Origin of the sequence: Streptococcus oralis (assembly GCF_004127215.1) — a bacterium.
GTDB lineage: Bacteria > Bacillota > Bacilli > Lactobacillales > Streptococcaceae > Streptococcus > Streptococcus oralis_BD.
This window is the reverse complement of the sequence record NZ_QEWJ01000001.1, coordinates 34,990-60,007: the sequence shown is the minus strand read 5'-3', so window position 1 is coordinate 60,007 and position 25,018 is coordinate 34,990. Positions and strand designations below refer to the sequence as shown.

The window sequence follows — 25,018 nt, the reverse complement described above, 5'->3', positions numbered from 1 at the left end:
TGGATGGCAGGAAAATCGATTTTTGATAAATTATGGGAGCGTCATGTCATCACAGGAGAAGAGGGGCAGCCCCAACTCATGTATGTGGATCAACACTATATTCACGAGGTGACCAGTCCCCAAGCCTTTCAAGGATTACGAGACGCAGGTCGCAGATTGAGACGACCAGATTTGACATTTGGAACCTTTGACCACAATGTTCCGACGGTCAATATCTATGATATTCGAGATGTCATTTCGAAAGCGCAAATTGATAAGTTAGCTGAAAATGTTGAGGAGTTTGGGATCGAACATGCGGCCCACGGTTCTGAGAAGCAAGGGATTGTTCACATGGTTGGTCCAGAAACAGGACGAACCCAACCAGGGAAGTTCATCGTCTGTGGAGACAGCCATACAGCAACTCACGGAGCCTTCGGAGCAATTGCCTTTGGGATTGGGACTAGTGAGGTCGAGCATGTCTTTGCTACTCAGACCCTCTGGCAAGTTAAACCCAAGAAAATGTTGGTGGAATTCACTGGTGTTCCTCAAAAAGGAGTTTATTCCAAGGATTATATTCTCGCCTTGATTGCCAAGTACGGCGTTGCCTGTGGTGTTGGCTATGTGGTAGAATATCGTGGGGAAGCGATTGATGCTTTGACCATGGAAGAGCGAATGACCATCTGCAATATGTCCATCGAGTTTGGCTCTAAGATGGGAATTATGAATCCTGATCAGACCACCTATGACTATCTCAAGGGACGGGAATGTGTTCCCGAGGATTTCGAGGAGGCTGTGGCGGATTGGAAAACCCTAGTTAGCGATGATGATGCTGTTTATAATAAGGTTATCCGGATGGATGTCTCTGACTTAGCTCCTATGGTGACTTGGGGAACCAATCCTGCCATGGGGGTTGACTTTGACAGTAGCTTCCCAGAAATTAAGGATATGAATGATGAGCGAGCCTACAATTACATGGACTTGGAGCCTGGTCAAAAGCCAGCAGATATTGAACTAGGTTATATCTTTATCGGCTCTTGTACCAATGCTCGTCTCAGCGATTTACAACTAGCTGCGCGATTTGTCAAAGGAAAGAAAATTGCTCCCAATCTAACAGCAATTGTAGTTCCAGGCTCTCGTCCTGTGAAACGAGCCGCTGAGAAGTTGGGCTTGGACAAGGTCTTTTTGGATGCTGGTTTTGAGTGGAGAGACCCAGGTTGCTCCATGTGCCTAGGGATGAATCCCGACAAGGTCCCTGATGGCGTCCACTGTGCTTCAACCAGTAACCGTAACTTTGAAGATAGGCAGGGATTTGGCGCTAAGACCCATCTCTGTAGCCCGGCCATGGCAGCTGCGGCAGCTATCGCAGGGCGCTTCGTAGATGTTCGACAAATGCCAGAAGCCCAGTAAGGAGAGGATATGGAGAAATTTACAGTTTATACGGGAACGACCGTTCCTCTCATGAATGATAACATTGACACCGACCAAATCCTTCCCAAGCAGTTTCTCAAGTTAATTGATAAGAAAGGCTTTGGTAAGTACCTTATGTATGCTTGGCGTTATCTGGACGATAACTACACAGAGGATCCAGATTTTGTCTTTAACCGACCTGAATACCGTAAAGCCAGTATTCTTATCTCAGGGGATAACTTTGGCGCAGGTTCTTCCAGAGAACACGCAGCTTGGGCTCTAGCCGACTATGGTTTTAAGGTCGTGATTGCAGGATCTTTTGGGGACATTCATTACAATAATGAACTCAATAATGGCATGTTGCCTATTGTTCAGCCTAGGGAGGTTAGAGAAAAGCTAGCCCAACTCAAACCGACCGACCAGGTAACTGTAGACTTGGAACAACAAAAAATCATCTCACCAGTTGGAGAATTCACTTTCGAAATTGATAGTGAATGGAAACACAAGCTCTTAAATGGTTTGGATGATATCGGAATTACTTTGCAGTATGAAGATTTGATTGCTGCTTATGAAAAACAACGACCGGCCTACTGGCAGGATTAGAAAAATAGAAAAGGAAATATAGAACTATGACAAAACACATTCAATGGAACGGAACACTTTCTCAAGAAGGCTATGACATTTTAAAAGGTGAGGGCGGATGTATCGTTTGCCCCACAAAAGTTGGTTACATTATCATGACGAGCGATAAGGCAGGTCTTGAACGCAAATTTGAAGCCAAAGAGCGTAACCGTAACAAACCAGGTGTTGTACTTTGTGGTAGCATGGACGAGCTTCGCGCTTTAGCACAACTCAATCCAGAAATTGAAGCCTTCTACCAAAAACATTGGGATGAAGATATTCTTCTTGGTTGTATCCTTCCTTGGAAACCAGAGGCCTTTGAAAAACTCAAAGCTTACGGTGATGGCCGTGAAGAACTCATGACAGACGTTCGTGGTACTAGCTGTTTTGTCATCAAGTTTGGGAAAGCTGGTGAACAATTGGCTACCAAACTTTGGGAAGAGGGTAAGATGGTATACGCCTCATCAGCTAACCCATCTGGAAAAGGAAATCGCGGTAAGGTGGAAGGAATCGGAGAACGTATCGAAGGAGCAGTGGACCTTGTCATCGAAGCAGACGATTATGTGGCATCCATCCAGCCTGACAAAACGATTGAAACTCGCTACGAGCAAGGCGTGATGGTATCAATGGTAGATAAAGACGGAAAACTTATCCCAGAACAAGGAGGAGCACGTTCAACTTCACCAGCGCCAGTTGTGATCCGCAAAGGGCTTGACATTGATAAAATCATGATGCACTTAGCAGATACCTTTAACTCATGGGACTACCGACAGGGAGAGTATTATTAGGATTGAAAAGAAGTCTAGAGTCATGAGATATTGAAGCTCCTGACACTGGGCTTTTTCTTTAGAAATTCTTTTCTTTTTTTAATAGATATGATATGCTAGATGCAGAATATATATTAATAGAATGTTGTTTAGTTCAAAGTAAAATATTTTACTTTGAACTAAACAAAAATAATTTACGTCTAACAATAAATTTTTAATAAGCAAGGAAAACACAATGGTTTCAAAACAAACTTTCATTGACAAGATAAAAAAAGAATTCCCAGATGCAATTGAAAATCAAACAAAAAGTTATATTTCTTTTCAGGTTAAAAATATGAAAGGAAAGTTACAAAACTTTATAGAGATTAACTTTCAGAATAAAGGAATAAAGATTGCTGTTCTCTCCAAAAGCCTTCGTGATTCAGATTTTTTGATATTTAATAAGAAGCCTGATTCATTTGGTTGGACACTTGATGCTGAGTATTTTATTAAGGACGAAAATTCACTAAATGAGATTTTCACTTTTATAAATAAATCTTATGAGTTTGTAAAAGGTGGAAATAACTCAGAGTGTTATAAAGTCTTCAGAGAATTTTTGGCTAAATTTGTGAATCAAGCAAATATCTATAATTCGAAAGATATAAAAATTAAACGTTCTCAAAAATTAGATGGAGCTAAACTTATTTATCCTGCTGTTACAATTGAGGATATTCCATACAAAGTTGAAATGCTTAACACAGGTCAGTGTGGTCCAAAAAATGGTGAAGGATATAGAAAACTACCTTACTTTGGTTATCAATTAAATAAAATTGATAATTCATGGATAAATATAAGGTGTGGTTTTGAGAGATTTAAACTCACAGAATTTAAAATTGTAAAATGGTATAGTAATAATCTAGATGAAGATTTAGGGTATAAATACCTTGTCAAGGACTTAGAGTTGGAATCAACTGCTGAACCCAATGAAATTTTAAAAGACTTTTATGACAATTTTACTAGTTTTTATAGAGAAGCAGAAAAGGAAGATATAAACATGTTAGAAAATATCAACGAGTATAAAAATATCTTATTAAAATCCAAAAACCTCATCCTCCGAGGTGCACCTGGTACAGGAAAAACTTATCTTGCTAAAGAAATAGCGGCAGAATTAACTGATGGCAACGAAGACCAAATCGGCTTTGTACAGTTTCACCCATCTTATGATTATACGGATTTTGTTGAGGGTTTAAGACCGGTATCAAATGGGGATGGAGCTATTGAGTTTAAATTACAGGATGGTATTTTTAAGAAGTTCTGTCAGAGAGCGAAAGAAGCTCAGAAAACTGGAGGACAAGATAATTTTGAGGAAGCGTGGGGTAAGCTAACGGATGCTATTAATGAAAAGCAAGGACAATACTTCTTCCCTCGTAGTTCGGTTCCAGCCAGTTTAAATAGTCAAGGGAATGTGAAGTTTGATTCTCCCGTTGCTACCAAAGAAAAAGTGTATCTTTTGTACAAGGGTGAAGATACTAATTTAAAGTACGAAACTTATCAAAAAATTGTTTTGGATCACATGAAAGAAAGTTATGGTTTATGTGATTATGTATCCCCAATGATTAACACAGACAAGAAATTCGTCTTCATCATCGATGAGATTAATCGTGGTGAGATTTCTAAGATTTTTGGGGAACTCTTTTTCTCTATTGACCCTGGCTACCGTGGTGAAAAGGGAAGTGTTTCTACCCAATATGCAAATCTACACGAAACTGATGAAAAGTTTTATATCCCCGAAAATGTTTACATCATCGGAACTATGAATGATATTGATCGTTCAGTGGATACCTTTGATTTTGCTATGCGTCGTCGTTTCCGTTTTGTTGAAGTTATGGCTGACAGTCAACTTTATATTCTAGATCAAGAACTAGGTGAAGATGCTGAAGAAGCTAAAATCCGACTAAGGAACTTGAATACTGCTATCGAAAATATTCAGGAATTAAACAGTCATTACCATATCGGACCAAGTTATTTCCTTAAATTGAAGGATGTAGATTTTAACTATGAATTACTCTGGTCTGATTATCTCAAACCACTTTTGGAAGATTATTTACGTGGTTCTTATGAGGAATCTGAAACTCTGGAAACATTGAAAAAAGCATTTGAGCTGACAAATAACGAGCGAACAGATCAGCAAGATACTGGTGATAATGATGCGGATAACCGATAATCAGCATAAAATTGCTAAAGAAGACTTTGTCGCAGAATATCCTAACCTTAGTCAAGCCCTTCTTGATAGAACTTTATCAAATCTTTCCCAAGAAGAGAGTATGTTCATTTTTCCAAATGACCTACAATATTCTCCTGACTTAGAAAGAGACCAAAAAATCTTTGAAACAGTCAATCAGAAAATCAAGACAGGTAATGTGATTGGTTTTCTGGGATGTGGTCAGGAAAGATTGACGATTTCCTCTCGTTTTTCTGATGAAAGTAACGACCATTTTTTGCATTATCTCTTACAAAAAGTTCTCAATATCAATCTGACTAGTTTAGATGTTGGCCTATCTCAAGAGGATAGACTTTATCAGTTCTTGATTTACCTATTTCCAAAGTATCTGCAAGTTGCTCTTCGAAAAGGTCTTTATAAGGAATACCAGAGATTTTCTCATAACGACAGTCATGTAAAGGGAGTGATAGATGTAGGAAATCATCTGAAAAGAAATGTTCCTTTTATAGGAAATATTGCCTACACAACGAGAGAGTTCACCTATGATAATCCACTCATGCAATTGATTCGGCATACGATTGAGTACATAAAGACTCAAAAAAGTTTCGGAGCTTCGCTTGATAATAATCGTGAAAGTATAGCTGAAATTATCCGTGTAACTCCGTCTTATAAATTAGCTGATTTTGCCAAGATTATCAGAATGAATAAAACGAAATCCATCCGACACGCCTATTTCAGAGAGTACAGAAAGTTACAAGAACTTTGTCTGATGATCCTAAACCAAGAAAAACACGGTTTAGGATATCAAGAACAAAAAATCCATGGTATTCTTTTTGATGTTTCCTGGCTCTGGGAAGAGTATGTTTATACCTTGTTGCCAAAAGATTTCATCCATCCACGAAATAAGGATAAGACGGACGGAATTTCAGTATTTTCTGACCGTGAAAGAAAAGTATTTCCAGATTTTTATCATAAAGAGTTAAAAATAGTTTTAGATGCTAAATATAAAAAACTTGAAGATACTGAAAAAGGAATAAACCGTGAGGACTTATTCCAGCTGATTTCCTATTCTTATATTTTAAAAGTTGAGAAAGCTGGTCTTGTTTTTCCGAGCAAGCAAAAGGTTGTTGATAATGAGATAGGAAAGCTAGCAGGTTATGGAGCTTTGTTGAAGAAATTGTCTATACAAATTCCTCAAAAGGCTTCATCTTATAATGAATTTTGTGAAATGATGGAATGCTCCGAAGAAATTTTTAAAAGGAATATTACTAAAGAAGTGGGGAGAAACTAATCTCCTCACTTTTTATCTTAAAACCATAAAAACCGAACTTTATTATTTTATAATTGAAATTATTTGACAAAATCTGTACTTTGGTGTAGAATTAGTTAAGGAAACGTCGGAAAAGACGTAGTGATGCGAAGGCATAGGTAGGTCATTACAAAAGAAACGAGACATCGATATGTTAAATGAATTTCCAATTTTTGATTACGAAGATATTCAGTTGATCCCTAATAAATGCGTCATTAAAAGCCGTGCAGAAGCGGATACAAGTGTCACACTTGGAAATCACACTTTCAAACTACCTGTTGTACCAGCCAATATGCAGACGATTTTGGATGAGAATGTTGCAGAGCAATTGGCTAAAGGCGGATACTTCTACATTATGCACCGTTTTGATGAAGCGGGGCGCATTCCTTTTATCAAACGCATGCACGATCAAGGGCTGATTGCTTCCATTTCTGTCGGTGTCAAGGATTATGAGTATGACTTTGTTAGCCAACTCAAGGTTGATGCTCCTGAGTATATCACGATTGATATTGCTCATGGTCATGCAGATAGTGTGATTTCAATGATTCAGCACATCAAGAAAGAATTGCCAGATACTTTTGTCATTGCTGGAAATGTGGGAACACCAGAAGCTGTACGTGAATTGGAAAATGCTGGTGCGGATGCTACCAAGGTTGGAATTGGTCCTGGTAAGGTTTGTATCACCAAGGTCAAGACTGGTTTTGGTACAGGCGGTTGGCAGTTGGCAGCACTTCGCTGGTGTGCTAAAGCTGCGCGTAAACCGATTATTGCTGATGGTGGGATTCGTACTCATGGTGATATTGCTAAGTCAATCCGTTTCGGTGCTAGCATGGTCATGATTGGTTCCCTATTCGCAGGACATATCGAAAGCCCAGGGAAAACGATTGAAGTTGATGGCGAACAGTTCAAAGAATACTATGGTTCAGCTTCACAATATCAAAAGGGTGCTTATAAAAACGTGGAAGGCAAACGCATCTTACTTCCTGCAAAAGGGCATTTGCAAGATACCCTTACTGAGATGGAGCAGGATCTGCAAAGTGCCATTTCCTACGCAGGTGGACGCAAGGTTGCCGACCTCAAACACGTTGATTATGTTATCGTGAAAAACTCTATCTGGAACGGGGATGCATCTCACTAATGGACGCTTAGTCCACCCATAAAAAACTTGTTATTAGAGCAAATTTCTGTTATAATAAGACAAGTTTCCACCCTTAGTGTAATGGATATCACGTAAGATTCCGGTTCTTGAGATGGGGGTTCGATTCCCTCAGGGTGGATGTAAATAGCCTAAGAAAGCCTTTAAATAAGGCTTTTTTCTTTAAATTTTTCCTAAAATTGAAAATTTTCTTCTAAAAAAGCTAAATTTTCTTTAGTCTCGTTTTAAAGTGACTCAGGAGGCTTTTTTTGATATAATAAGAAAGACTGTAATCAGTTAGAAAGAGGTTGGTATGAAAGAATTACAAACTGTACTGAAGAAGCGTTTTGCAATCGAATTTGCGGATAAAAAGCTACTGGAAACTGCCTTTACTCATACGAGTTATGCCAATGAGCATCGCCTCTTAAAAATTTCACACAATGAGCGCTTGGAATTTTTAGGAGACGCTGTTCTGCAATTATTGATTTCAGAATACCTGTATAAAAAATATCCTAAGAAACCAGAGGGTGATTTGTCCAAGCTCCGTGCCATGATTGTCCGTGAGGAAAGTTTGGCTGGTTTTGCGCGTGATTGCCAGTTTGATCAGTTTATCAAGCTGGGAAAAGGGGAAGAAAAGTCTGGTGGGCGCAATCGTGACACCATTCTTGGTGATGCCTTTGAAGCCTTTCTAGGTGCTTTGCTTTTAGACAAGGATGTGGCTAAGGTAAAAGAGTTTATCTATCAGGTCATGATTCCCAAGGTCGAAGCAGGTGACTTTGAAATGATTAAGGATTACAAGACTCATCTGCAAGAGTTACTTCAGGTCAATGGGGATGTGGACATTCACTACCAGGTTATCTCTGAGACAGGACCTGCTCATGATAAGGTTTTTGATGTAGAAGTTCTAGTTGAAGGAAAGAGCATCGGAAAAGGTCAAGGCCGTTCTAAAAAATTAGCAGAGCAAGAGGCTGCAAAAAGTGCCGTTGAGAAGGGGCTGGATTCATGTATTTAAAGGAAATTGAGATTCAGGGATTCAAGTCCTTTGCTGACAAGACCAAGGTAGTCTTTGACCAAGGTGTGACAGCTGTTGTTGGGCCAAATGGATCTGGAAAATCAAATATCACAGAAAGTCTGCGATGGGCCTTGGGAGAGTCCAGTGTTAAGAGCCTTCGTGGTGGTAAGATGCCGGATGTCATCTTTGCTGGAACTGAAAGTCGCAAACCACTCAATTATGCCTCTGTTGTAGTGACCTTGGATAATGAAGATGGTTTTATCAAGGATGCGGGGCAAGAAATCAAGGTAGAACGCCATATTTATCGTAGTGGAGATAGTGAGTATCGAATTGATGGCAAAAAGGTTCGTCTCCGTGATGTACATGACCTTTTCTTAGATACAGGTCTGGGACGTGATTCCTTCTCTATTATTTCCCAAGGAAAGGTTGAGGAGATTTTTAATTCCAAGCCTGAAGAACGCCGAGCTATTTTTGAAGAAGCTACAGGAGTTTTGAAATACAAAACTCGAAGAAAAGAAACAGAGAGCAAACTGCAACAAACTCAGGACAATCTAGACCGTTTAGAGGACATTATCTATGAGTTGGAAAATCAAATCAAGCCCCTTGCAAAACAAGCCGAGAATGCTCGTAAGTTTCTCGACTTGGATGGTCAACGTAAGGCCATTTACTTGGATGTTTTGGTCGCTCAGATCAAGGAAAACAAGGCAGAACTAGAGCTAACAGAAGAAGAACTAACTCAGGTTCAAGAACTTTTGACGAGCTACTACCAAAAGCGTGAAGAGTTGGAAGAAGAAAATCAAAGTCTTAAAAAGAAACGCCAAGATCTCCAAGCTCAAATGTCCAAAGACCAAGGGATCTTGATGGATCTGACGAATCTGATAAGTGACTTAGAGCGAAAATTAGCCCTATCTAAACTGGAGTCAGAGCAGGTAGCCCTCAATCAACAAGAAGCACAAGCCCGTTTGGCATCTTTAGAAGATAAGAGAAAGACTCTAAGTAAAGAGAAGGCAGAAAAAGAAGCGAATTTGGCACAGTTAGAGGAAAGTCTAACTGAAAACAACAAAGAACTCAATCGTTTAGAGGCAGAATTGCTAGCTTTTTCAGATGATCCTGACCAGATGATCGAGCTCTTGCGTGAACGCTTTGTTGCGCTTTTGCAAGAAGAAGCGGATGTCTCAAACCAACTGACCCGCATCGAGAATGAACTAGAGAACAGCCGTCAGCTATCTCAAAAACAAGCAGATCAAGTTGAGAAACTGAAAGAACAACTGGCTACAGCTAAAGAAAAGGCCAGTCAGCAAAAGGATGAGCTTGAAACTGCCAAGGTGCAGGTTCAGAAATTATTGGCTGACTACCAAGCTAGTGCCAAGGAGCAAGAGGAACAGAAAGTTTCTTACCAAGCCCAGCAGAGCCAACTCTTTGACCGTCTGGATAGTCTCAAAAACAAGCAGGCTAGAGCCCAAAGTTTAGAGAATATCCTTAGAAATCATAGCAACTTTTACGCGGGTGTTAAGAGTGTTCTTCAAGAAAAAGACCGTCTTGGTGGGATCATTGGTGCAGTCAGTGAGCATCTGACTTTTGATGTGCATTATCAAACTGCCCTAGAAATTGCGCTTGGAGCAAGCAGTCAGCACATCATCGTAGAAGATGAGAACGCAGCGACTAAGGCGATTGATTTCCTCAAGCGCAACAGATCCGGTCGTGCAACCTTCCTTCCGTTGACGACGATCAAGGCTCGTGCGATTTCTAGTCAGAACCAAGATGCTATCGCAGCAAGTCCAGGCTTCCTTGGAATGGCTGATGAGTTGGTTACTTTTGATACTAGACTAGAAGCCATTTTCAAGAACTTGCTAGCTACGACGGCTATCTTTGATACTGTAGAACATGCGCGTACGGCAGCTCGCCAAGTTCGTTACCAGGTTCGTATGGTGACACTGGATGGGACAGAGTTGCGCACAGGTGGTTCCTACGCGGGTGGTGCCAATCGCCAGAATAACAGTATCTTCATCAAGCCAGAGCTGGAGCAATTACAAAAAGAAATTGCTGAAGAAGAAGCTAGTCTGCGTTCAGAAGAAGCGACTTTGAAGACCTTGCAAGATGAGATGGCAGTATTAACAGAAAGATTAGAGGCCATCAAATCTCAGGGTGAGCAAGCTCGTATCCAGGAGCAAGGCTTGTCTCTCGCTTATCAGCAAACTAGTCAGCAGGTCGAAGAACTAGAAACTCTTTGGAAACTTCAAGAAGAGGAACTAAATCGTCTTTCTGAAGGAGATTGGCAAGTGGATAAGGAAAAATGCCAAGAGCGCCTTTCTACTATCGCGAGTGAAAAGCAAAATCTAGAAGCTGAGATTGAAGAGATTAAGTCGAATAAAAACGCCATTCAAGAACGCTATCAAAACTTGCAGGAACAAGTAGCGCAAGCACGCTTGCTTAAGTCAGAACTGCAAGGACAAAAGCGGTACGAAGTGACTGATATTGAACGCCTAGGTAAGGAACTGGATAATCTGGATATCGAACAAGAGGAAATCCAGCGTCTCCTCCAAGAAAGGGTTGATAATCTTGAGAAGGTTGATACGGATTTGCTAAGTCAGCAGGCGGAAGAGGCCAAAACTCAGAAAACAAACCTCCAACAAGGTTTGATTCGCAAGCAGTTTGAGTTGGATGATATTGAAGGTCAGCTGGATGATATTGCCAGCCATTTGGACCAGGCTCGTCAGCAGAATGAGGAGTGGATTCGCAAACAAACACGTGCTGAAGCCAAGAAAGAAAAGGTCAGCGAACGCTTGCGCTATCTACAAGCTCAATTAACTGACCAGTACCAGATCAGCTATACTGAGGCTCTAGAAAAAGCGCATGAGTTGGAAAATCTCAATCTGGCAGAGCAAGAGGTTAAAGATCTTGAGAAGGCTATTCGCTCACTGGGTCCAGTCAATTTGGAAGCTATTGACCAGTACGAAGAAGTCCACAATCGTTTGGATTTCTTAAATAGCCAACGAGATGATATTTTATCTGCTAAAAACCTACTCCTTGAGACCATCACGGAGATGAATGATGAGGTTAAGGAACGCTTTAAATCAACCTTTGAGGCTATTCGTGAGTCCTTTAAAGTGACCTTTAGACAGATGTTTGGTGGAGGTCAGGCAGACTTGATATTAACTGAGGGCGATCTTTTAACAGCTGGTGTGGAGATTTCTGTTCAACCACCAGGTAAGAAAATCCAATCACTCAACCTCATGAGTGGTGGTGAAAAAGCCCTATCGGCTCTGGCCTTGTTGTTCTCTATCATTCGAGTCAAGACTATTCCTTTTGTTATCTTGGACGAGGTAGAGGCGGCGCTAGACGAAGCCAATGTTAAACGTTTCGGGGATTACCTCAACCGCTTTGACAAGGATAGTCAGTTTATCGTTGTGACCCATCGTAAGGGGACCATGGCGGCAGCGGATTCTATCTATGGGGTTACCATGCAAGAATCAGGTGTGTCAAAGATTGTTTCGGTTAAGTTAAAAGACTTGGAAGAAACTGTAAACTAGTTACCAAACGATAGCATCTCTTAGGAGTTGCTATTTTTAAAAACTCATAGCTTGAATTGTCTATCAAGGTCAGTTCAGGCGCAAAAAACGACATTTGGGATTTCCTCTTAGCGAAAAGACAGGCTCTATGATATAATAGTTTCATGATTACAACAGTACCTATTAAGAACGAAAAAGACATTGCAGTACCGGGTAAAACGGTCCTTGTACTAGGTTATTTTGATGGCATCCACAAGGGACATCAGAAACTTTTTGAAGTGGCCAGCAAGGCTTCGATGAAGGACTATCTGCCAGTTGTTGTGATGACCTTTACAGAGTCGCCAAAACTTGCCTTACAACCTTACCAACCCGAGCTCATGCTTCACATCGTCAATCACGAGGAACGGGAGCACAAGATGAAGTGGCACGGTGTAGAGGCTCTCTTCTTACTGGACTTTAGTAGCAAATTTGCTAGTTTAACGGGTCAAGAATTTTTTGATACTTATGTTAGAGCTTTAAAACCAGCGATTATCGTAGCAGGATTTGATTATACGTTTGGTTCAGATAAGAAAACTGCGGATGACCTGAAGGATTATTTTGATGGAGAGATTATCATTGTTCCTCCGGTCGAAGACGAAAAGGGCAAGATTAGTTCTACACGGATTCGCCAAGCTATCCTTTATGGTGATGTGAGGGAGGCAGGTCACTTGCTCGGAACACCTCTCCCTTCTCGTGGGATGGTCGTTCACGGAAATGCTCGTGGACGGACTATCGGTTACCCAACAGCCAATCTAGTCCTAAGAGATCGAACTTATATGCCAGCAGACGGTGTTTACGTAGTTGATGTGGAAGTACAACGTCAGAGATATCGTGGTATGGCAAGCGTTGGGAAAAATGTTACTTTCGATGGAGAAGAGCCACGTTTTGAAGTCAATATTTTTGACTTTTCAGATGATATTTATGGTGAGACAGTCATGGTCTACTGGTTAGACCGTGTCCGCGATATGGTCAAATTTGACACCGTCGAAGAGCTCGTAGACCAACTCCAGAAAGACGAAGAGATTGCTCGGAACTGGAAGGATGGAGATTATGTCATTCAAGAGTCTCAGGTATAGAAAACGTCTAAAAAAGCTACTAGAAGGATTAGTTCTTTTGGTAGTAGTTTTGAAAGTTTGATATAATGCACTTTCAGTCCCCCTAGTTTCCTATTTTAGCAACTATTTATGTTCAAATTATAGACGAGGCTTTATTATGCAAACGCAAGAAGAAATGAATGTTTTGGTGCCGGAAAAATTAGCAGAAATTGAGCGTGATTTCGATGTCAAAGTTTTGTGGGCTATTGAGTCTGGTAGTCGTGCTTGGGGATTTGAGTCTCCTGATAGTGACTTTGATGTGCGATTTATCTACAAACATAAGCAAGATTTTTATCTCCGTTTGAATGAACAGCGTGACGTTATCGAGCTACCGATTGACGATACTTGGGATGTGAGTGGCTGGGATTTAGACAAGACTTTAAAACTCCTTTATAAGTCTAATCCTACACTATTTGAATGGTTACAGTCACCAATTGTTTATCAACAAACGGATTTTATTGAGCGCATACGTCCACTTGCCAACCAGTATTTTTCTGAGAAAAAAATGCTCCACCATTACTTGAACACTGCAAGAACTCAAATGAATAAGTATCTTTCAGGAGACAAGGTCAAACCTAAAAAGTATTTCTATGCGCTTCGTCCCATTTTGGCTTGCCGTTGGATTGAAAAATACCATTCTATTCCGCCGATTTTATTTGATGATTTGGTCAAAGAATTGCTGACGTCCCAAATGCAGGAGCATGTGTCAAGATTGCTTGATATTAAGATAAACGGTCCTGAAGGTATGGAAATTGATCCGATTAAGTCAATTCAAGATTATATTTTAGAGAATATCCAAGAGCTTGGTGCCTATGTTCAAAGTGTTAGTGAGGAAAAGAAAGACTGGAAAGCTCCAAATCAATTTTTCCTTGAGGAATTGAGAAAATGATGCATTGGTATAATCAAGTAATAAAGGTCAATCCATTATTAATCGAACAAAAATTTTAGAAGTATTATCATTTTCAAATTTTTGGTATTAATTTTGGGCTGGATGTAATTTCAGAAAAACTTCCACTTGTTATAAAAAAATAACTGTAAGAATTTTTTGATTCTTACAGTCTTTTTCTTGCTAATATAGTATAATATAGTTAATAGGTTTAGATCCTTATTCTACAAATTACTCATATTTCTAGTAGAGAATGAATTATTCTTCTTAGCTGTATGTAGTTCAAGTTATAAATTACTAGTTATAAAATTCAAAAAGGAGAATCGCATGAAACGAACGAGAAAAGTAGTAGCCATGGGACTGTGTTTGCCATTTTTACTTGGATTGGCTGCTTGTCACCAAAATAATACGAGGACTGAAGCTACAAATCAGTCACAGACCAGTTCAGATAAAGTTCCTTGGACGGCTTCATATACCAATCTTAACAATCAGGTCAGTACTGAAGAGGTCAAAGCACTCTTATCAGCCCACTTGGATCCAAATAGTGTTGACGCATTTTTCAATCTTGTTACGGACTATAATGCGACTGTCGGCTCCACTGGCTTAAGTGGTGATTTTACTTCCTTTACAAAGACGGAATACGATGTAGAGAAAATCGGCAATCTCTGGAATCAAAAAAAGGGTGACTTTGTCGGAACCAACTGCCGTATCAATAGCTATGCCCTCTTAAAAAATTCAGTCACAATTCCAAAACTTGAAAAGAATGATCAGCTTCTTTTCGTTGATAACGATGCTATCGATAAGGGAAAGGTTTTTGATGCGAAAGATAAGGAAGAGTTTGATATTCTATTTTCTAGGGTGAAGACGGAAGCAACGACGGATGTAAAAATTCACGCGCAGAAGATGGAGAAATTCTTCTCCCAGTTTCAATTTAATGACAAGGCTCGAATGTTGTCTGTTGTTTTGCATGACAATTTGGATGGAGAGTTTCTTTTTGTCGGTCACGTAGGTGTTTTAGTGCCAGCTGAGGAGGGTTTCTTATTTGTAGAGAAACTGACTTTTGAAGAGCCCTATCAAGCTATTAAATTTGCGACCAAGGAAGATTGTTACAAATATCTATTGACCAAATATGAGGATTACACTGGCGAAGGACTGGCTAAGCCTTTCATCATGGATAATGAAAAGTGGGTTGAAGGTTATTAAGATAGGCAAAGGAGAATCGGATGAAAATAGTAATAGCACTTTTAGTTCTCATTCTTATCGGAGTCTGGGCAGTAAACATTCTCAAGCCTCGTAACTCAAATAAAAAAGAACGATTTTTAGGTTATATGCAGCACTATGATATAGATGATGAGGGTTATCGATCAGAAGTTTGGGAGGTGATTGAAGATGAGAATAGAATCTTTTGTGACATATCTACAACAACAATTACTTTTTAAAACCGTAATATTAAATGCCACTAACATAATATAAATTGAGTGTTATTCTTAATTTAGTATACTCTAGATGAAACATTTTGAAAGGAAATTATATGTACAATTCATTTTCTGATATTCCAACTGTAAAAGACGAATTTATGATTGACAAATACATTCTTGGGTTATCAAATTTTATTACTGGATGCGAAACTCCTTTAACACTAGCTATTCAAGGCGATTGGGGAACCGGAAAAACCAGCATCATGTATCAAGTTGAAGAAAAACTTAAAGAAAAATCGTCAAGTAATTCAAAAAGAAAAATTAAAACAATATTTTTTAATACTTGGCAATATTCACAATTTGATATGGATAAGGATTTAGCAGTCACGTTAATTACAGATTTAATTGATGAATTAGAAGTAACTGATGTAGATAAAAGAGAGAACTTTAAAAAATCTTTGGCAGTTATTACAAAAAGTATGGAATATCTAAAACTAGATTTTGGTCTCTTAAACATTGAAAAAATTAATAATCAACTTCTAAAATTAATAAGCAATGAGGAAAAAGCTAATAATTTAAAAAATCTGAAACAAAATCTACAAAGTATCATTGATGACTTTGTTAAAGAAAATAATTATGAAAAGATAGTAATTTTCATTGATGACCTTGACAGATTGGTTCCAAAAAAAGCGATTGAATTCCTAGAAATTTTAAAACTTTTCTTAGATTGCAGAAATTGTGTCTTTGTTTTAGCTATTGATTATAATGTTGTTTTAAGAGGAACAAAAAGTAAGTATGGTGATGATTTGGACAACGAAAAAGGAAAAGCTTTTTTTGAGAAAATAATTCAAGTGCCTTTTACTGTACCTGTTGCAAATTATCATATGGAGAACTTTGTTAAAGTCTCTTTGAAAAAAATTAATTTTTATTTTAATGATGACGTTACACAGAATGTAACTCAATTAATTAGAGACTCAATCGGAAATAATCCTCGCAGTGTTAACAGATTATTCAATTCTGTTAGCCTTTTAATGCATATTATAAATTCAAATAATGAGTTAGAAAATGATGACAAATTACTAATCATAGCTACAGTATGTTTTCAATTACGATTTGATGAAGCTTATGACTATTTATTGACTTCATATAACAATAGTCCAGAAGATTCTGAAGAAACCAAATATTTTCTCATTGATTTACTTGAAAATTCATTTGAAATACCTGACGATGCTGATTATAATTCCCTCGTGTCTCGCTATGGTATCTTTAGTTTTAAAAATCAAAAAGAGTTAGAATCTTTCAGAAAATTTTTTAATACTTTAAAATTATTGCTTAAATATAATGTTGATAAATTAGAAGTTGAAGAGTTAGAAAATTTGATGAAAAGAATGAGCTTTTCAAATACAATTTCAACCGGAAACTTCGATATAGATATAAATAAAACCTCAACTCAAAATCATTCACCGAATGAAGATGTTCAATTCGTTATTCGCAAATTATTTAATACACTGGTTAATACTAATCATTTCGACCTTTCGAAACCAGAGTATTTTGGAAAAGAGAGGAAGGAAGAACGCGAAAAGCCAATTTCATTAGATTTTATAAAGATAGCTAATGAATATAATATAGTTCGATTAACACAAGGAAAAGGACAAGGATTAAATATTTACTCTCAAAATAATAAATCGAACTCAATTTATATATCAGGTGATACTTATGGAAATATAAATAATGATGGTATACAAATCTATGTTAATAAGAAACTAGTAGGAAAGATTAATAGAAACACCTATAAACATTTTAAAGCTAAAACGTTACGACAGAATCTCCAAAAATATGACGAATTTGAAAAAATTTTTTTAAGTGATTTTTCAAGGCTCTTAGAGGATGCCAAAAAATATTTTTAGCTTTTTAGTGCTTTTTGATTTCACTAGTTGACTAAACGATGAAATCTCATTATTGAGCATATCTTACAAAATTTATTCTGTGTAGTTTTTCTCTTATTGGTATATAATTTACCATAGAAATATTTTTAGATAGGAGAAGGCTAATGAAATTAAAAGACTTTACTGAAAAAGAACAAGAGATGATTGAGCAAGGACTAACAACTTCTGAGATTAGTGATAAGGAAACAGCGGCTAAAATACTAGATTTGGTTCCCCAAGAGTGGATCAAGCGCATCCCCTTTTTCGTGCGAAAACATGCAACAACTCGGACAATAAAGCGTATTTCTGTCGAACATCCAGAGCTCTATGCAGTAGCCAAAAGAAGTGGTGAGATTCCTGAAAAGGAACGAGAAGAATTGCGCAAAATCATTACAGAAATTTTCCAGGAAAAAATGGATAAGCATAAGATTAAATAATCTTGAAAGGAACTAAAAAAATTAGTTCCTTTTATAATCGTTTTCAGTTCGTTAAACATGAACTTTTTGGTAGCGATTTAACTATTCACGAACAAAATTTAAGAAAATTCAAAAAAGGTACTTTACAAGTTCTTGTAAACATGATATAGTTATAAGGCTTAGAAAATGAGAAGATGTTTTCTAGCAAATATAAACCCGAGTAAAAAATGCCTACGGACAGGCAGGGTTGAATGCCGAAGCGTGGTTGAAAAGCCACATTATTGATAGGGTTAAAAGCCTACTTTTATAAGTTGATGTTAGGAAACTTGTCCTAATTCATAAATTTTAGTGTGGTGAAAGCACACGTCATCTTGTGAAACGATCAATAAAGTACGTAATATTTGCTACTAGAGAGTTAGGAAACATCGGGAACAGACATACTCAACAGAAACCAAAATACACACGTCAGAAGATTGCAGAGCAGGTGAAAACCTGCTCTTTTTTCATAAGTCAACCTTTGGTCGCACTCATTTTTGAGGCGCTACAAATACGGTAAAGGAGTATGTTTTGAAAGAGTTAGATCAGAATCAAGCCCCTATTTATGAAGGTCTGATTAAGCTACGAAAAAAAAGGATCGTTCCCTTTGATGTACCTGGTCACAAACGAGGAAGGGGAAATCCAGAACTTGTTGAATTGTTGGGAGAAAAATGTGTTGGCATTGATGTCAATTCGATGAAATCCTTGGATAATCTAGGACATCCTATTTCGATTATTCGGGATGCAGAGGAGCTTACTGCGGATGCTTTTGGAGCCAGCCATGCTTTTCTAATGATTGGTGGAACCACTTCATCTGTTCAAACTATGATTCTTTCCACCTGCAAGGCGGGAGATAAGATTATTCTGCCACGTAATGTCCACAAATCTGCTATCAATGCGCTGGTTCTATGTGGCGCCATTCCCATCTATATCGAGATGAGCGTAGATCCTAAAATCGGCATCGCCTTAGGTCTTGAAAATGACCGTGTAGCACAAGCTATAAAGGAACATCCTGAGGCCAAGGCAATTTTGATTAACAATCCTACTTACTACGGAATCTGTTCAGACCTAAAGGGGTTGACAGAAATGGCTCATGAAGCTGGCATGCTTGTTTTAGTGGACGAAGCCCATGGGGCTCATCTGCATTTCACTGATAAACTTCCAATTTCTGCTATGGACGCAGGAGCTGATATGGCAGCAGTTTCCATGCATAAGTCTGGAGGGAGTTTGACCCAAAGCTCAGTTCTTTTAATCGGAGAGCAGATGAATCCTGAGTACGTTCGTCAAATCATCAACCTGACCCAGTCAACATCCGCCTCGTACTTGTTGATGGCTAGTTTGGATATTTCACGTCGCAATCTAGCCCTTCGTGGTAAAGAGTCTTTTGAGAAGGTCATTGAGCTATCCGAGTATGCTCGTCGTGAAATCAATGCTATCGGTGGTTACTATGCCTACTCAAAAGAGTTAATAGACGGAGTGTCCGTTTGTGATTTTGACGTGACAAAGCTTTCAGTCTACACTCAGGGTATTGGTTTAACAGGTATCGAGGTTTATGACCTCCTAAGAGATGAATATGATATTCAGATCGAGTTTGGTGATATTGGCAATATCTTGGCCTATATTTCAATCGGTGATCGCATCCAAGACATTGAGCGTTTGGTTGGTGCTTTGGCTGATATCAAGAGACTTTATTCACGAGATGGGAAGGACTTGATAGCTGGAGAATATATCCAGCCCGAGTTGGTATTATCTCCTCAGGAAGCCTTCTATTCAGAGAGAAAAAGTTTGACCTTGGATGAGTCTGTTGGACAGGTCTGTGGAGAATTTGTCATGTGCTATCCTCCTGGGATTCCTATCCTGGCTCCTGGTGAACGTATTACACGAGAAATTGTAGACTATATCCAATTTGCAAAGGAACGTGGTTGCTCCCTCCAAGGGACGGAAGATCCAGAGGTCAATCACATCAACGTCATTAAGAGAAAGGAGAACTAGATGGATTTATGGTTTTCTGAAGTTCATACTCCAGATGTGAAATTGTCCTTGAGAACTGCCAAGCAACTCTATGCTGGAAAAAGTGAATGGCAGGATATAGAAGTATTAGATACTCCCGCTTTTGGGAAAATACTAATCTTAAATGGGCATGTCTTGTTTTCAGATGCGGATGATTTTGTCTACAACGAAATGACGGTCCACGTTCCCATGGCTGTCCACCCAAATCCAAAGAAAGTCTTGGTTATTGGGGGTGGTGACGGTGGTGTTGCCCAAGTATTAACCCACTATCCTGAACTGGAGCAAATCGATATTGTGGAACCAGATGAGATGTTGGTTGAGGTTTGTCGTGAGTATTTCCCAGACTTTGCTGCGGGTCTAGATGATCCTCGTGTTACCATTTACTACCAAAATGGGCTACGCTTTTTACGAAACTGTGAAGATGACTACGATATTATCATCAACGATGCGACAGATCCATTTGGCCATACGGAAGGACTCTTTACCAAGGAATTTTACGGCAATAGCTACAGAGCTCTCAAAGAAGATGGCATCATGATTTACCAGCATGGGAGTCCATTCTTTGACGAAGATGAGTCAGCTTGCCGAAGCATGCACCGCAAGGTCAATCAAGCCTTTCCAATCAGCCGAGTTTATCAGGCCCATATTCCAACTAGCCCAGCTGGCTATTGGTTGTTTGGATTTGCATCGAAAAAATACCACCCTGTCAAAGATTTTGACAAGGAAGGCTGGAAAAAACGCCAGCTTTTCACAGAATACTACACTGCAAACTTACATGTGGGAGCCTTTATGTTGCCCAAGTATGTTGAGGACATTTTAGAAGAAGAGGAAGGAAAAAAATGAGTCGTTTACTAGTTATTGGATGTGGGGGCGTTGCCCAAGTTGCTATTTCAAAGATTTGCCAAGATAGCGAAACCTTTACAGAGATTATGATTGCTAGCCGTACCAAGTCAAAATGCGATGATTTGAAGGCTAAACTGGAAGGTAAAACAAATACAAAGATTGAAACAGCTGCTGTTGATGCTGACAAGGTAGAAGAAGTGATTGCCCTGATCAAAAGCTACAAGCCAGAAGCTGTTTTGAATGTAGCTTTACCATACCAAGACTTGACCATTATGGATGCTTGTTTGGAAACAGGTGTGCATTATATCGATACTGCCAACTATGAGGCTGAGGATACAGAAGACCCTGAATGGCGCGCCATTTATGAAAAACGTTGCAAGGAACTAGGTTTTACAGCTTACTTTGACTACTCATGGCAGTGGGCTTATCAGGAGAAATTCAAAGAAGCAGGCTTGACAGCTCTTCTTGGTTCTGGTTTTGACCCAGGTGTGACCAGTGTCTTTTCAGCTTATGCTCTCAAACACTATTTTGATGAGATCCACTATATCGATATTTTAGACTGTAATGGTGGTGACCACGGTTATCCGTTTGCGACTAACTTCAACCCAGAAATAAATCTACGCGAGGTTTCTGCACCAGGTTCTTACTGGGAAGATGGAAAATGGGTCGAAGTCGAAGCTATGTCTATCAAGCGTGAGTATGATTTCCCTCAGGTTGGACAAAAAGACATGTATCTCCTTCACCACGAAGAAATTGAATCATTGGCCAAAAACATTCCTGGAGTCAAACGGATTCGTTTCTTTATGACTTTTGGCCAATCTTATCTAACGCATATGAAATGCTTGGAAAACGTAGGGCTCCTTCGTACGGATACCATTAACTTTAACGGACAAGAAATTGTACCAATCCAGTTCTTGAAAGCCTTGCTTCCAGATCCTGCAAGCCTTGGCCCACGTACTGTTGGAAAAACAAATATCGGATGTATCTTTACAGGTGTCAAAGATGGCGTTGAAAAGACCATCTACATTTACAATGTTTGCGACCATCAGGAGTGCTATGCAGAGGTTGGTTCACAAGCTATTTCTTACACAACAGGAGTTCCAGCTATGATTGGGACAAAATTAGTTATGAACGGAACTTGGAAACAACCTGGAGTTTACAACCTTGAAGAGTTGGATCCAGATCCATTCATGGAAGCATTGAATGGGTATGGTTTGCCTTGGGTTGTGGTTGAGAATCCACAAATGGTGGACTAATGAAATTAGAACAAGTACCAACACCAGCTTATGTCATAGACTTGGCAAAGTTAGAAGCCAACTGTCGTATTTTACAATATGTACAAGAAGAAGCCGGTTGCAAGGTTTTGCTTGCCCAGAAGGCGTATTCTCTCTATAAAACCTATCCCTTAATTAGCCAGTACCTATCTGGTACAACTGCTAGTGGACTCTATGAAGCGAAGCTGGCAAGAGAAGAATTCCCGGGGGAAGTCCATGTCTTTGCGCCAGCTTTCAAGGATGCGGACTTGGAGGAATTGCTTGAGATAACAGACCATATCGTTTTTAACTCTGAGAGACAATTGCGTAAACATGGGCCTCGTTGTCGTGAGGCTGGTATTAGTGTAGGTCTACGTCTCAATCCTCAATGTTCAACACAGGGTGACCACGCGCTCTATGACCCTTGTGCACCAGGTTCTCGTTTTGGTGTGACACTTGATAAAATTCCTAGTGATTTGTTGGATTTGGTGGATGGCCTCCATTTTCATACCCTTTGCGAGCAAGGTTCAGATGATTTAGAGACAACTTTGAAAGCAGTAGAAGCGCAGTTTGATCCTTATTTACATGAGGTAAAATGGCTCAATATGGGTGGGGGACACCACATCACAAGAGAAGACTATGATGTAGATTTGCTGATTTCTGAAATTAAGCGTATCCGAGAAACTTACAATCTTGAGGTCTATATCGAGCCAGGTGAAGCTATTGCGCTCAATGCGGGTTATCTAGCTACTGAAGTATTGGATATTGTCGAAAACGGTATGGATATCTTAGTTTTAGATGCCTCTGCGACCTGCCATATGCCTGATGTACTTGAGATGCCCTATCGCCCACCTTTGAGAAATGGATTTGAGGCACAGGAAAAAGCCCATACCTATAGACTTTCTTCCAATACCTGTCTGACGGGTGATGTGATTGGTGATTATAGTTTTGAAAATCCAGTCCAAATCGGTGATAGACTTTACTTTGAAGACATGGCAATCTACTCCTTTGTCAAAAATAATACCTTTAATGGTATTGGCTTGCCAAGTCTCTATCTTATGGACGAGCAGGGAGACTGCAGCTTAGTCAAAGCCTTTGGCTATCAAGACTTTAAAAGGAGATTATCATGATAGAAACTCCGAAAAAAGCAGGTTATCGTATGCCAGCAGAGTACGAACCCCATCATGGCACCCTCATGATATGGCCGACTCGACCAGGTTCATGGCCTTTTCAAGGAAAGGTTGCAAAAAAAGCATTTAGCCAGATTATCAAGACCATAGCAGAAGGGGAAACTGTTTATCTTTTGGTGGAGCAGGATTATCTATCTGAAGCCCAATCCTATCTAGGAGACAAGGTTGTTTATTTAGATATTCCTACTAATGATGCCTGGGCGCGTGATACTGGGCCGACTATTCTCGTCAATGATAAAAGAGAAAAGTTGGCAGTCGATTGGTCTTTTAATGCCTGGGGTGGTGCTGTCGATGGCCTCTACCAAGATTATGAAGAGGATGACCAAGTAGCCAGTCGTTTTGCTGAGGCATTGCAAATGCCTGTTTACGATGCCAAACCTTTTGTACTGGAAGGCGGGGCAATCCATAGCGATGGTCAAGGGACTATTCTTGTGACTGAAAGTTGCTTACTCAGTCCTGGACGCAATCCTCACCTGACTAAAGAGGAGATTGAAGAGACCTTACTAGAGAGTCTTGGCGCTGAAAAAGTTATTTGGCTACCTTATGGTATTTATCAGGACGAAACCAATGAACACGTTGACAATGTTGCCGCTTTCGTTGGTCCTGCGGAACTTGTCTTGGCTTGGACAGATGATCAAAACGATCCCCAGTATGCCATGTCTGCAGCTGACCTTGCCCTTTTAGAGAAGGAAACGGATGCAAAAGGGCGTCCCTTCACTATTCATAAATTGCCAATCCCAGCGCTTCATCAAGTTGTAACCGAAGAAGATTTGCCAGGCTACATCTACGAAGAAGGGGAAGAAGAGCGTTATGCAGGTGAACGTCTTGCAGCTTCCTATGTCAATTTTTATATTGCCAACAAGTCTGTCTTAGTGCCCCAGTTTGAGGATGTAAACGACCAAGTGGCCCTAGATATCCTCAGCAAGTGTTTTCCAGACCGTAAGGTCGTAGGAATACCAGCAAGAGACATTCTTTTAGGTGGTGGCAATATCCACTGTATCACCCAACAAATTCCAGAATAGGAGAAAAAGATGAGAAATGTTAGAGTTGCAGCGATCCAGATGCAATGTGCCAAGGATGTGGCAACAAATATTCAAACAGCGGAACGTCTAGTACGTCAGGCTGCAGAACAAGGCGCACAAATCATTCTCTTACCCGAGTTGTTTGAACGTCCCTATTTCTGCCAGGAACGCCAGTATGACTATTATCAGTATGCCCAGTCGGTGACAGAAAATACAGCCATTCAGCATTTTAAAGTAATTGCTAAGGAACTACAGGTTGTTCTGCCGATTAGTTTCTACGAAAAAGATGGCAATGTCTTGTATAACTCAATCGCCGTCATTGATGCAGATGGAGAAGTGCTGGGTGTTTATCGGAAGACCCACATACCAGATGATCATTATTATCAAGAAAAGTTTTATTTTACGCCAGGTAACTCTGGTTTCAAGGTCTGGGATACTCGCTATGCTAAGATTGGGATTGGTATCTGTTGGGATCAATGGTTCCCTGAAACAGCCCGTTGTCTTGCATTGAATGGGGCAGAATTACTCTTTTACCCAACAGCTATTGGTTCAGAGCCAATTTTGGATACAGACAGTTGTGGGCACTGGCAACGTACCATGCAAGGCCACGCAGCAGCAAATATTGTTCCAGTTGTTGCAGCCAATCGCTATGGCTGGGAAGAAGTCACTCCTAGTGAGGAAAATGGCGGACAGAGTTCCAGTCTTGACTTCTACGGTTCCTCCTTTATGACGGATGAAACAGGAGCTATTCTAGAGAGAGCCGAAAGACAAGGGGAAGCTGTTCTGTTAGCAACTTATGACCTTGATAAGGGAGCAAGTGAACGCCTCAACTGGGGACTGTTTCGAGATAGAAGACCAGAAATGTACCAACGAATTACGGACTAGAAGGTAACTTTCATAATAAACTTTTAATATTCACGCCTGTCTTACAAAAATGTAAGATAGGC

20 protein-coding genes and 1 tRNA gene are annotated in these 25,018 nt (G+C 39.7%); all 21 read left to right on the top strand.

Going from position 1 to position 25,018, the window contains the following annotated elements; genetic code table 11:
• The first annotated feature begins 3 nt into the window (after positions 1-3).
• The 21 genes from leuC to aguB all read left to right on the top strand — a co-directional run bounded on the left by leuC (position 4) and on the right by aguB (position 24,956).
• Positions 4-1,386 (top strand): 3-isopropylmalate dehydratase large subunit, encoded by a 1,383-nt coding sequence (leuC, locus tag DF216_RS00285; protein WP_129325565.1) that lies wholly within the window; start codon positions 4-6, stop codon positions 1,384-1,386.
• Positions 1,387-1,395: 9 nt separating this feature from the next.
• Positions 1,396-1,989, top strand: coding sequence for a 3-isopropylmalate dehydratase small subunit (gene leuD, locus DF216_RS00280; RefSeq protein WP_000410640.1), 594 nt, complete (start codon positions 1,396-1,398; stop codon positions 1,987-1,989).
• A 26-nt stretch (positions 1,990-2,015) separates the two neighbouring features.
• Positions 2,016-2,795 (top strand): L-threonylcarbamoyladenylate synthase, encoded by a 780-nt coding sequence (locus DF216_RS00275; protein WP_129325564.1) that lies wholly within the window; start codon positions 2,016-2,018, stop codon positions 2,793-2,795.
• A gap of 214 nt (positions 2,796-3,009) precedes the next feature.
• Positions 3,010-4,977, top strand: coding sequence for an McrB family protein (locus DF216_RS00270; RefSeq protein WP_129325563.1), 1,968 nt, complete (start codon positions 3,010-3,012; stop codon positions 4,975-4,977).
• Positions 4,961-6,265: an McrC family protein gene (locus DF216_RS00265; RefSeq protein WP_129325855.1), complete on the top strand. Its 1,305-nt coding sequence runs from the start codon at positions 4,961-4,963 to the stop codon at positions 6,263-6,265. Before DF216_RS00270 ends, DF216_RS00265 begins: the two co-directional genes overlap by 17 nt.
• 169 nt (positions 6,266-6,434) lie before the next feature.
• Entirely contained in the window at positions 6,435-7,421 is a 987-nt protein-coding gene (locus tag DF216_RS00260; RefSeq protein ID WP_129325562.1) for a GMP reductase, read from the top strand.
• Between the two features lie 67 nt (positions 7,422-7,488).
• Positions 7,489-7,560, top strand: a tRNA-Arg gene (locus tag DF216_RS00255).
• 171 nt (positions 7,561-7,731) lie between these two features.
• Entirely contained in the window at positions 7,732-8,430 is a 699-nt protein-coding gene (rnc, locus tag DF216_RS00250) for a ribonuclease III (protein WP_129325561.1), read from the top strand.
• Complete coding sequence (gene smc, locus DF216_RS00245) at positions 8,421-11,960, top strand: chromosome segregation protein SMC (RefSeq protein ID WP_129325560.1); 3,540 nt, start codon at positions 8,421-8,423, stop codon at positions 11,958-11,960. Before rnc ends, smc begins: the two co-directional genes overlap by 10 nt.
• Before the next feature lie 143 nt (positions 11,961-12,103).
• A complete protein-coding gene (locus DF216_RS00240; RefSeq protein WP_129325559.1) occupies positions 12,104-13,054 on the top strand; it encodes a bifunctional riboflavin kinase/FAD synthetase in 951 nt (316 codons plus the stop codon).
• 136 nt (positions 13,055-13,190) lie between these two features.
• Positions 13,191-13,961, top strand: coding sequence for a nucleotidyltransferase domain-containing protein (locus DF216_RS00235; protein ID WP_129325558.1), 771 nt, complete (start codon positions 13,191-13,193; stop codon positions 13,959-13,961).
• A 324-nt stretch (positions 13,962-14,285) separates the two neighbouring features.
• On the top strand, positions 14,286-15,161 hold the full coding sequence (locus DF216_RS00230) for a DUF4300 family protein (RefSeq protein WP_129325557.1): 876 nt from the start codon (positions 14,286-14,288) through the stop codon (positions 15,159-15,161).
• A gap of 20 nt (positions 15,162-15,181) precedes the next feature.
• The gene (locus tag DF216_RS00225) at positions 15,182-15,397 is read left to right on the top strand and encodes a hypothetical protein (protein WP_129325556.1); all 216 of its coding nucleotides are present in this window, start codon (positions 15,182-15,184) and stop codon (positions 15,395-15,397) included.
• A 92-nt stretch (positions 15,398-15,489) separates the two neighbouring features.
• Positions 15,490-17,283: a KAP family P-loop NTPase fold protein gene (locus tag DF216_RS00220; RefSeq protein ID WP_129325555.1), complete on the top strand. Its 1,794-nt coding sequence runs from the start codon at positions 15,490-15,492 to the stop codon at positions 17,281-17,283.
• A gap of 143 nt (positions 17,284-17,426) precedes the next feature.
• Positions 17,427-17,738 carry a hypothetical protein gene (locus DF216_RS00215; RefSeq protein ID WP_129325554.1) on the top strand — a complete coding sequence of 104 codons (312 nt, stop codon included), beginning with the start codon at positions 17,427-17,429 and terminating at the stop codon, positions 17,736-17,738.
• A gap of 546 nt (positions 17,739-18,284) precedes the next feature.
• Positions 18,285-19,745, top strand: a complete 1,461-nt coding sequence (locus DF216_RS00210) for an aminotransferase class I/II-fold pyridoxal phosphate-dependent enzyme (protein WP_129325553.1) — start codon at positions 18,285-18,287, stop codon at positions 19,743-19,745.
• The gene (gene speE, locus DF216_RS00205) at positions 19,746-20,606 is read left to right on the top strand and encodes a polyamine aminopropyltransferase (RefSeq protein ID WP_129325552.1); all 861 of its coding nucleotides are present in this window, start codon (positions 19,746-19,748) and stop codon (positions 20,604-20,606) included.
• Positions 20,603-21,862, top strand: a complete 1,260-nt coding sequence (locus tag DF216_RS00200) for a saccharopine dehydrogenase family protein (RefSeq protein ID WP_129325551.1) — start codon at positions 20,603-20,605, stop codon at positions 21,860-21,862. The genes speE and DF216_RS00200 overlap by 4 nt, the downstream gene beginning before the upstream one ends.
• On the top strand, positions 21,862-22,989 hold the full coding sequence (gene nspC, locus DF216_RS00195) for a carboxynorspermidine decarboxylase (RefSeq protein ID WP_129325550.1): 1,128 nt from the start codon (positions 21,862-21,864) through the stop codon (positions 22,987-22,989). The genes DF216_RS00200 and nspC overlap by 1 nt, the downstream gene beginning before the upstream one ends.
• Positions 22,986-24,071, top strand: coding sequence for an agmatine deiminase (gene aguA / locus DF216_RS00190; RefSeq protein ID WP_129325549.1), 1,086 nt, complete (start codon positions 22,986-22,988; stop codon positions 24,069-24,071). The genes nspC and aguA overlap by 4 nt, the downstream gene beginning before the upstream one ends.
• A 9-nt stretch (positions 24,072-24,080) precedes the next feature.
• On the top strand, positions 24,081-24,956 hold the full coding sequence (gene aguB / locus DF216_RS00185) for an N-carbamoylputrescine amidase (protein ID WP_129325548.1): 876 nt from the start codon (positions 24,081-24,083) through the stop codon (positions 24,954-24,956).
• Positions 24,957-25,018: the final 62 nt, after the last annotated feature.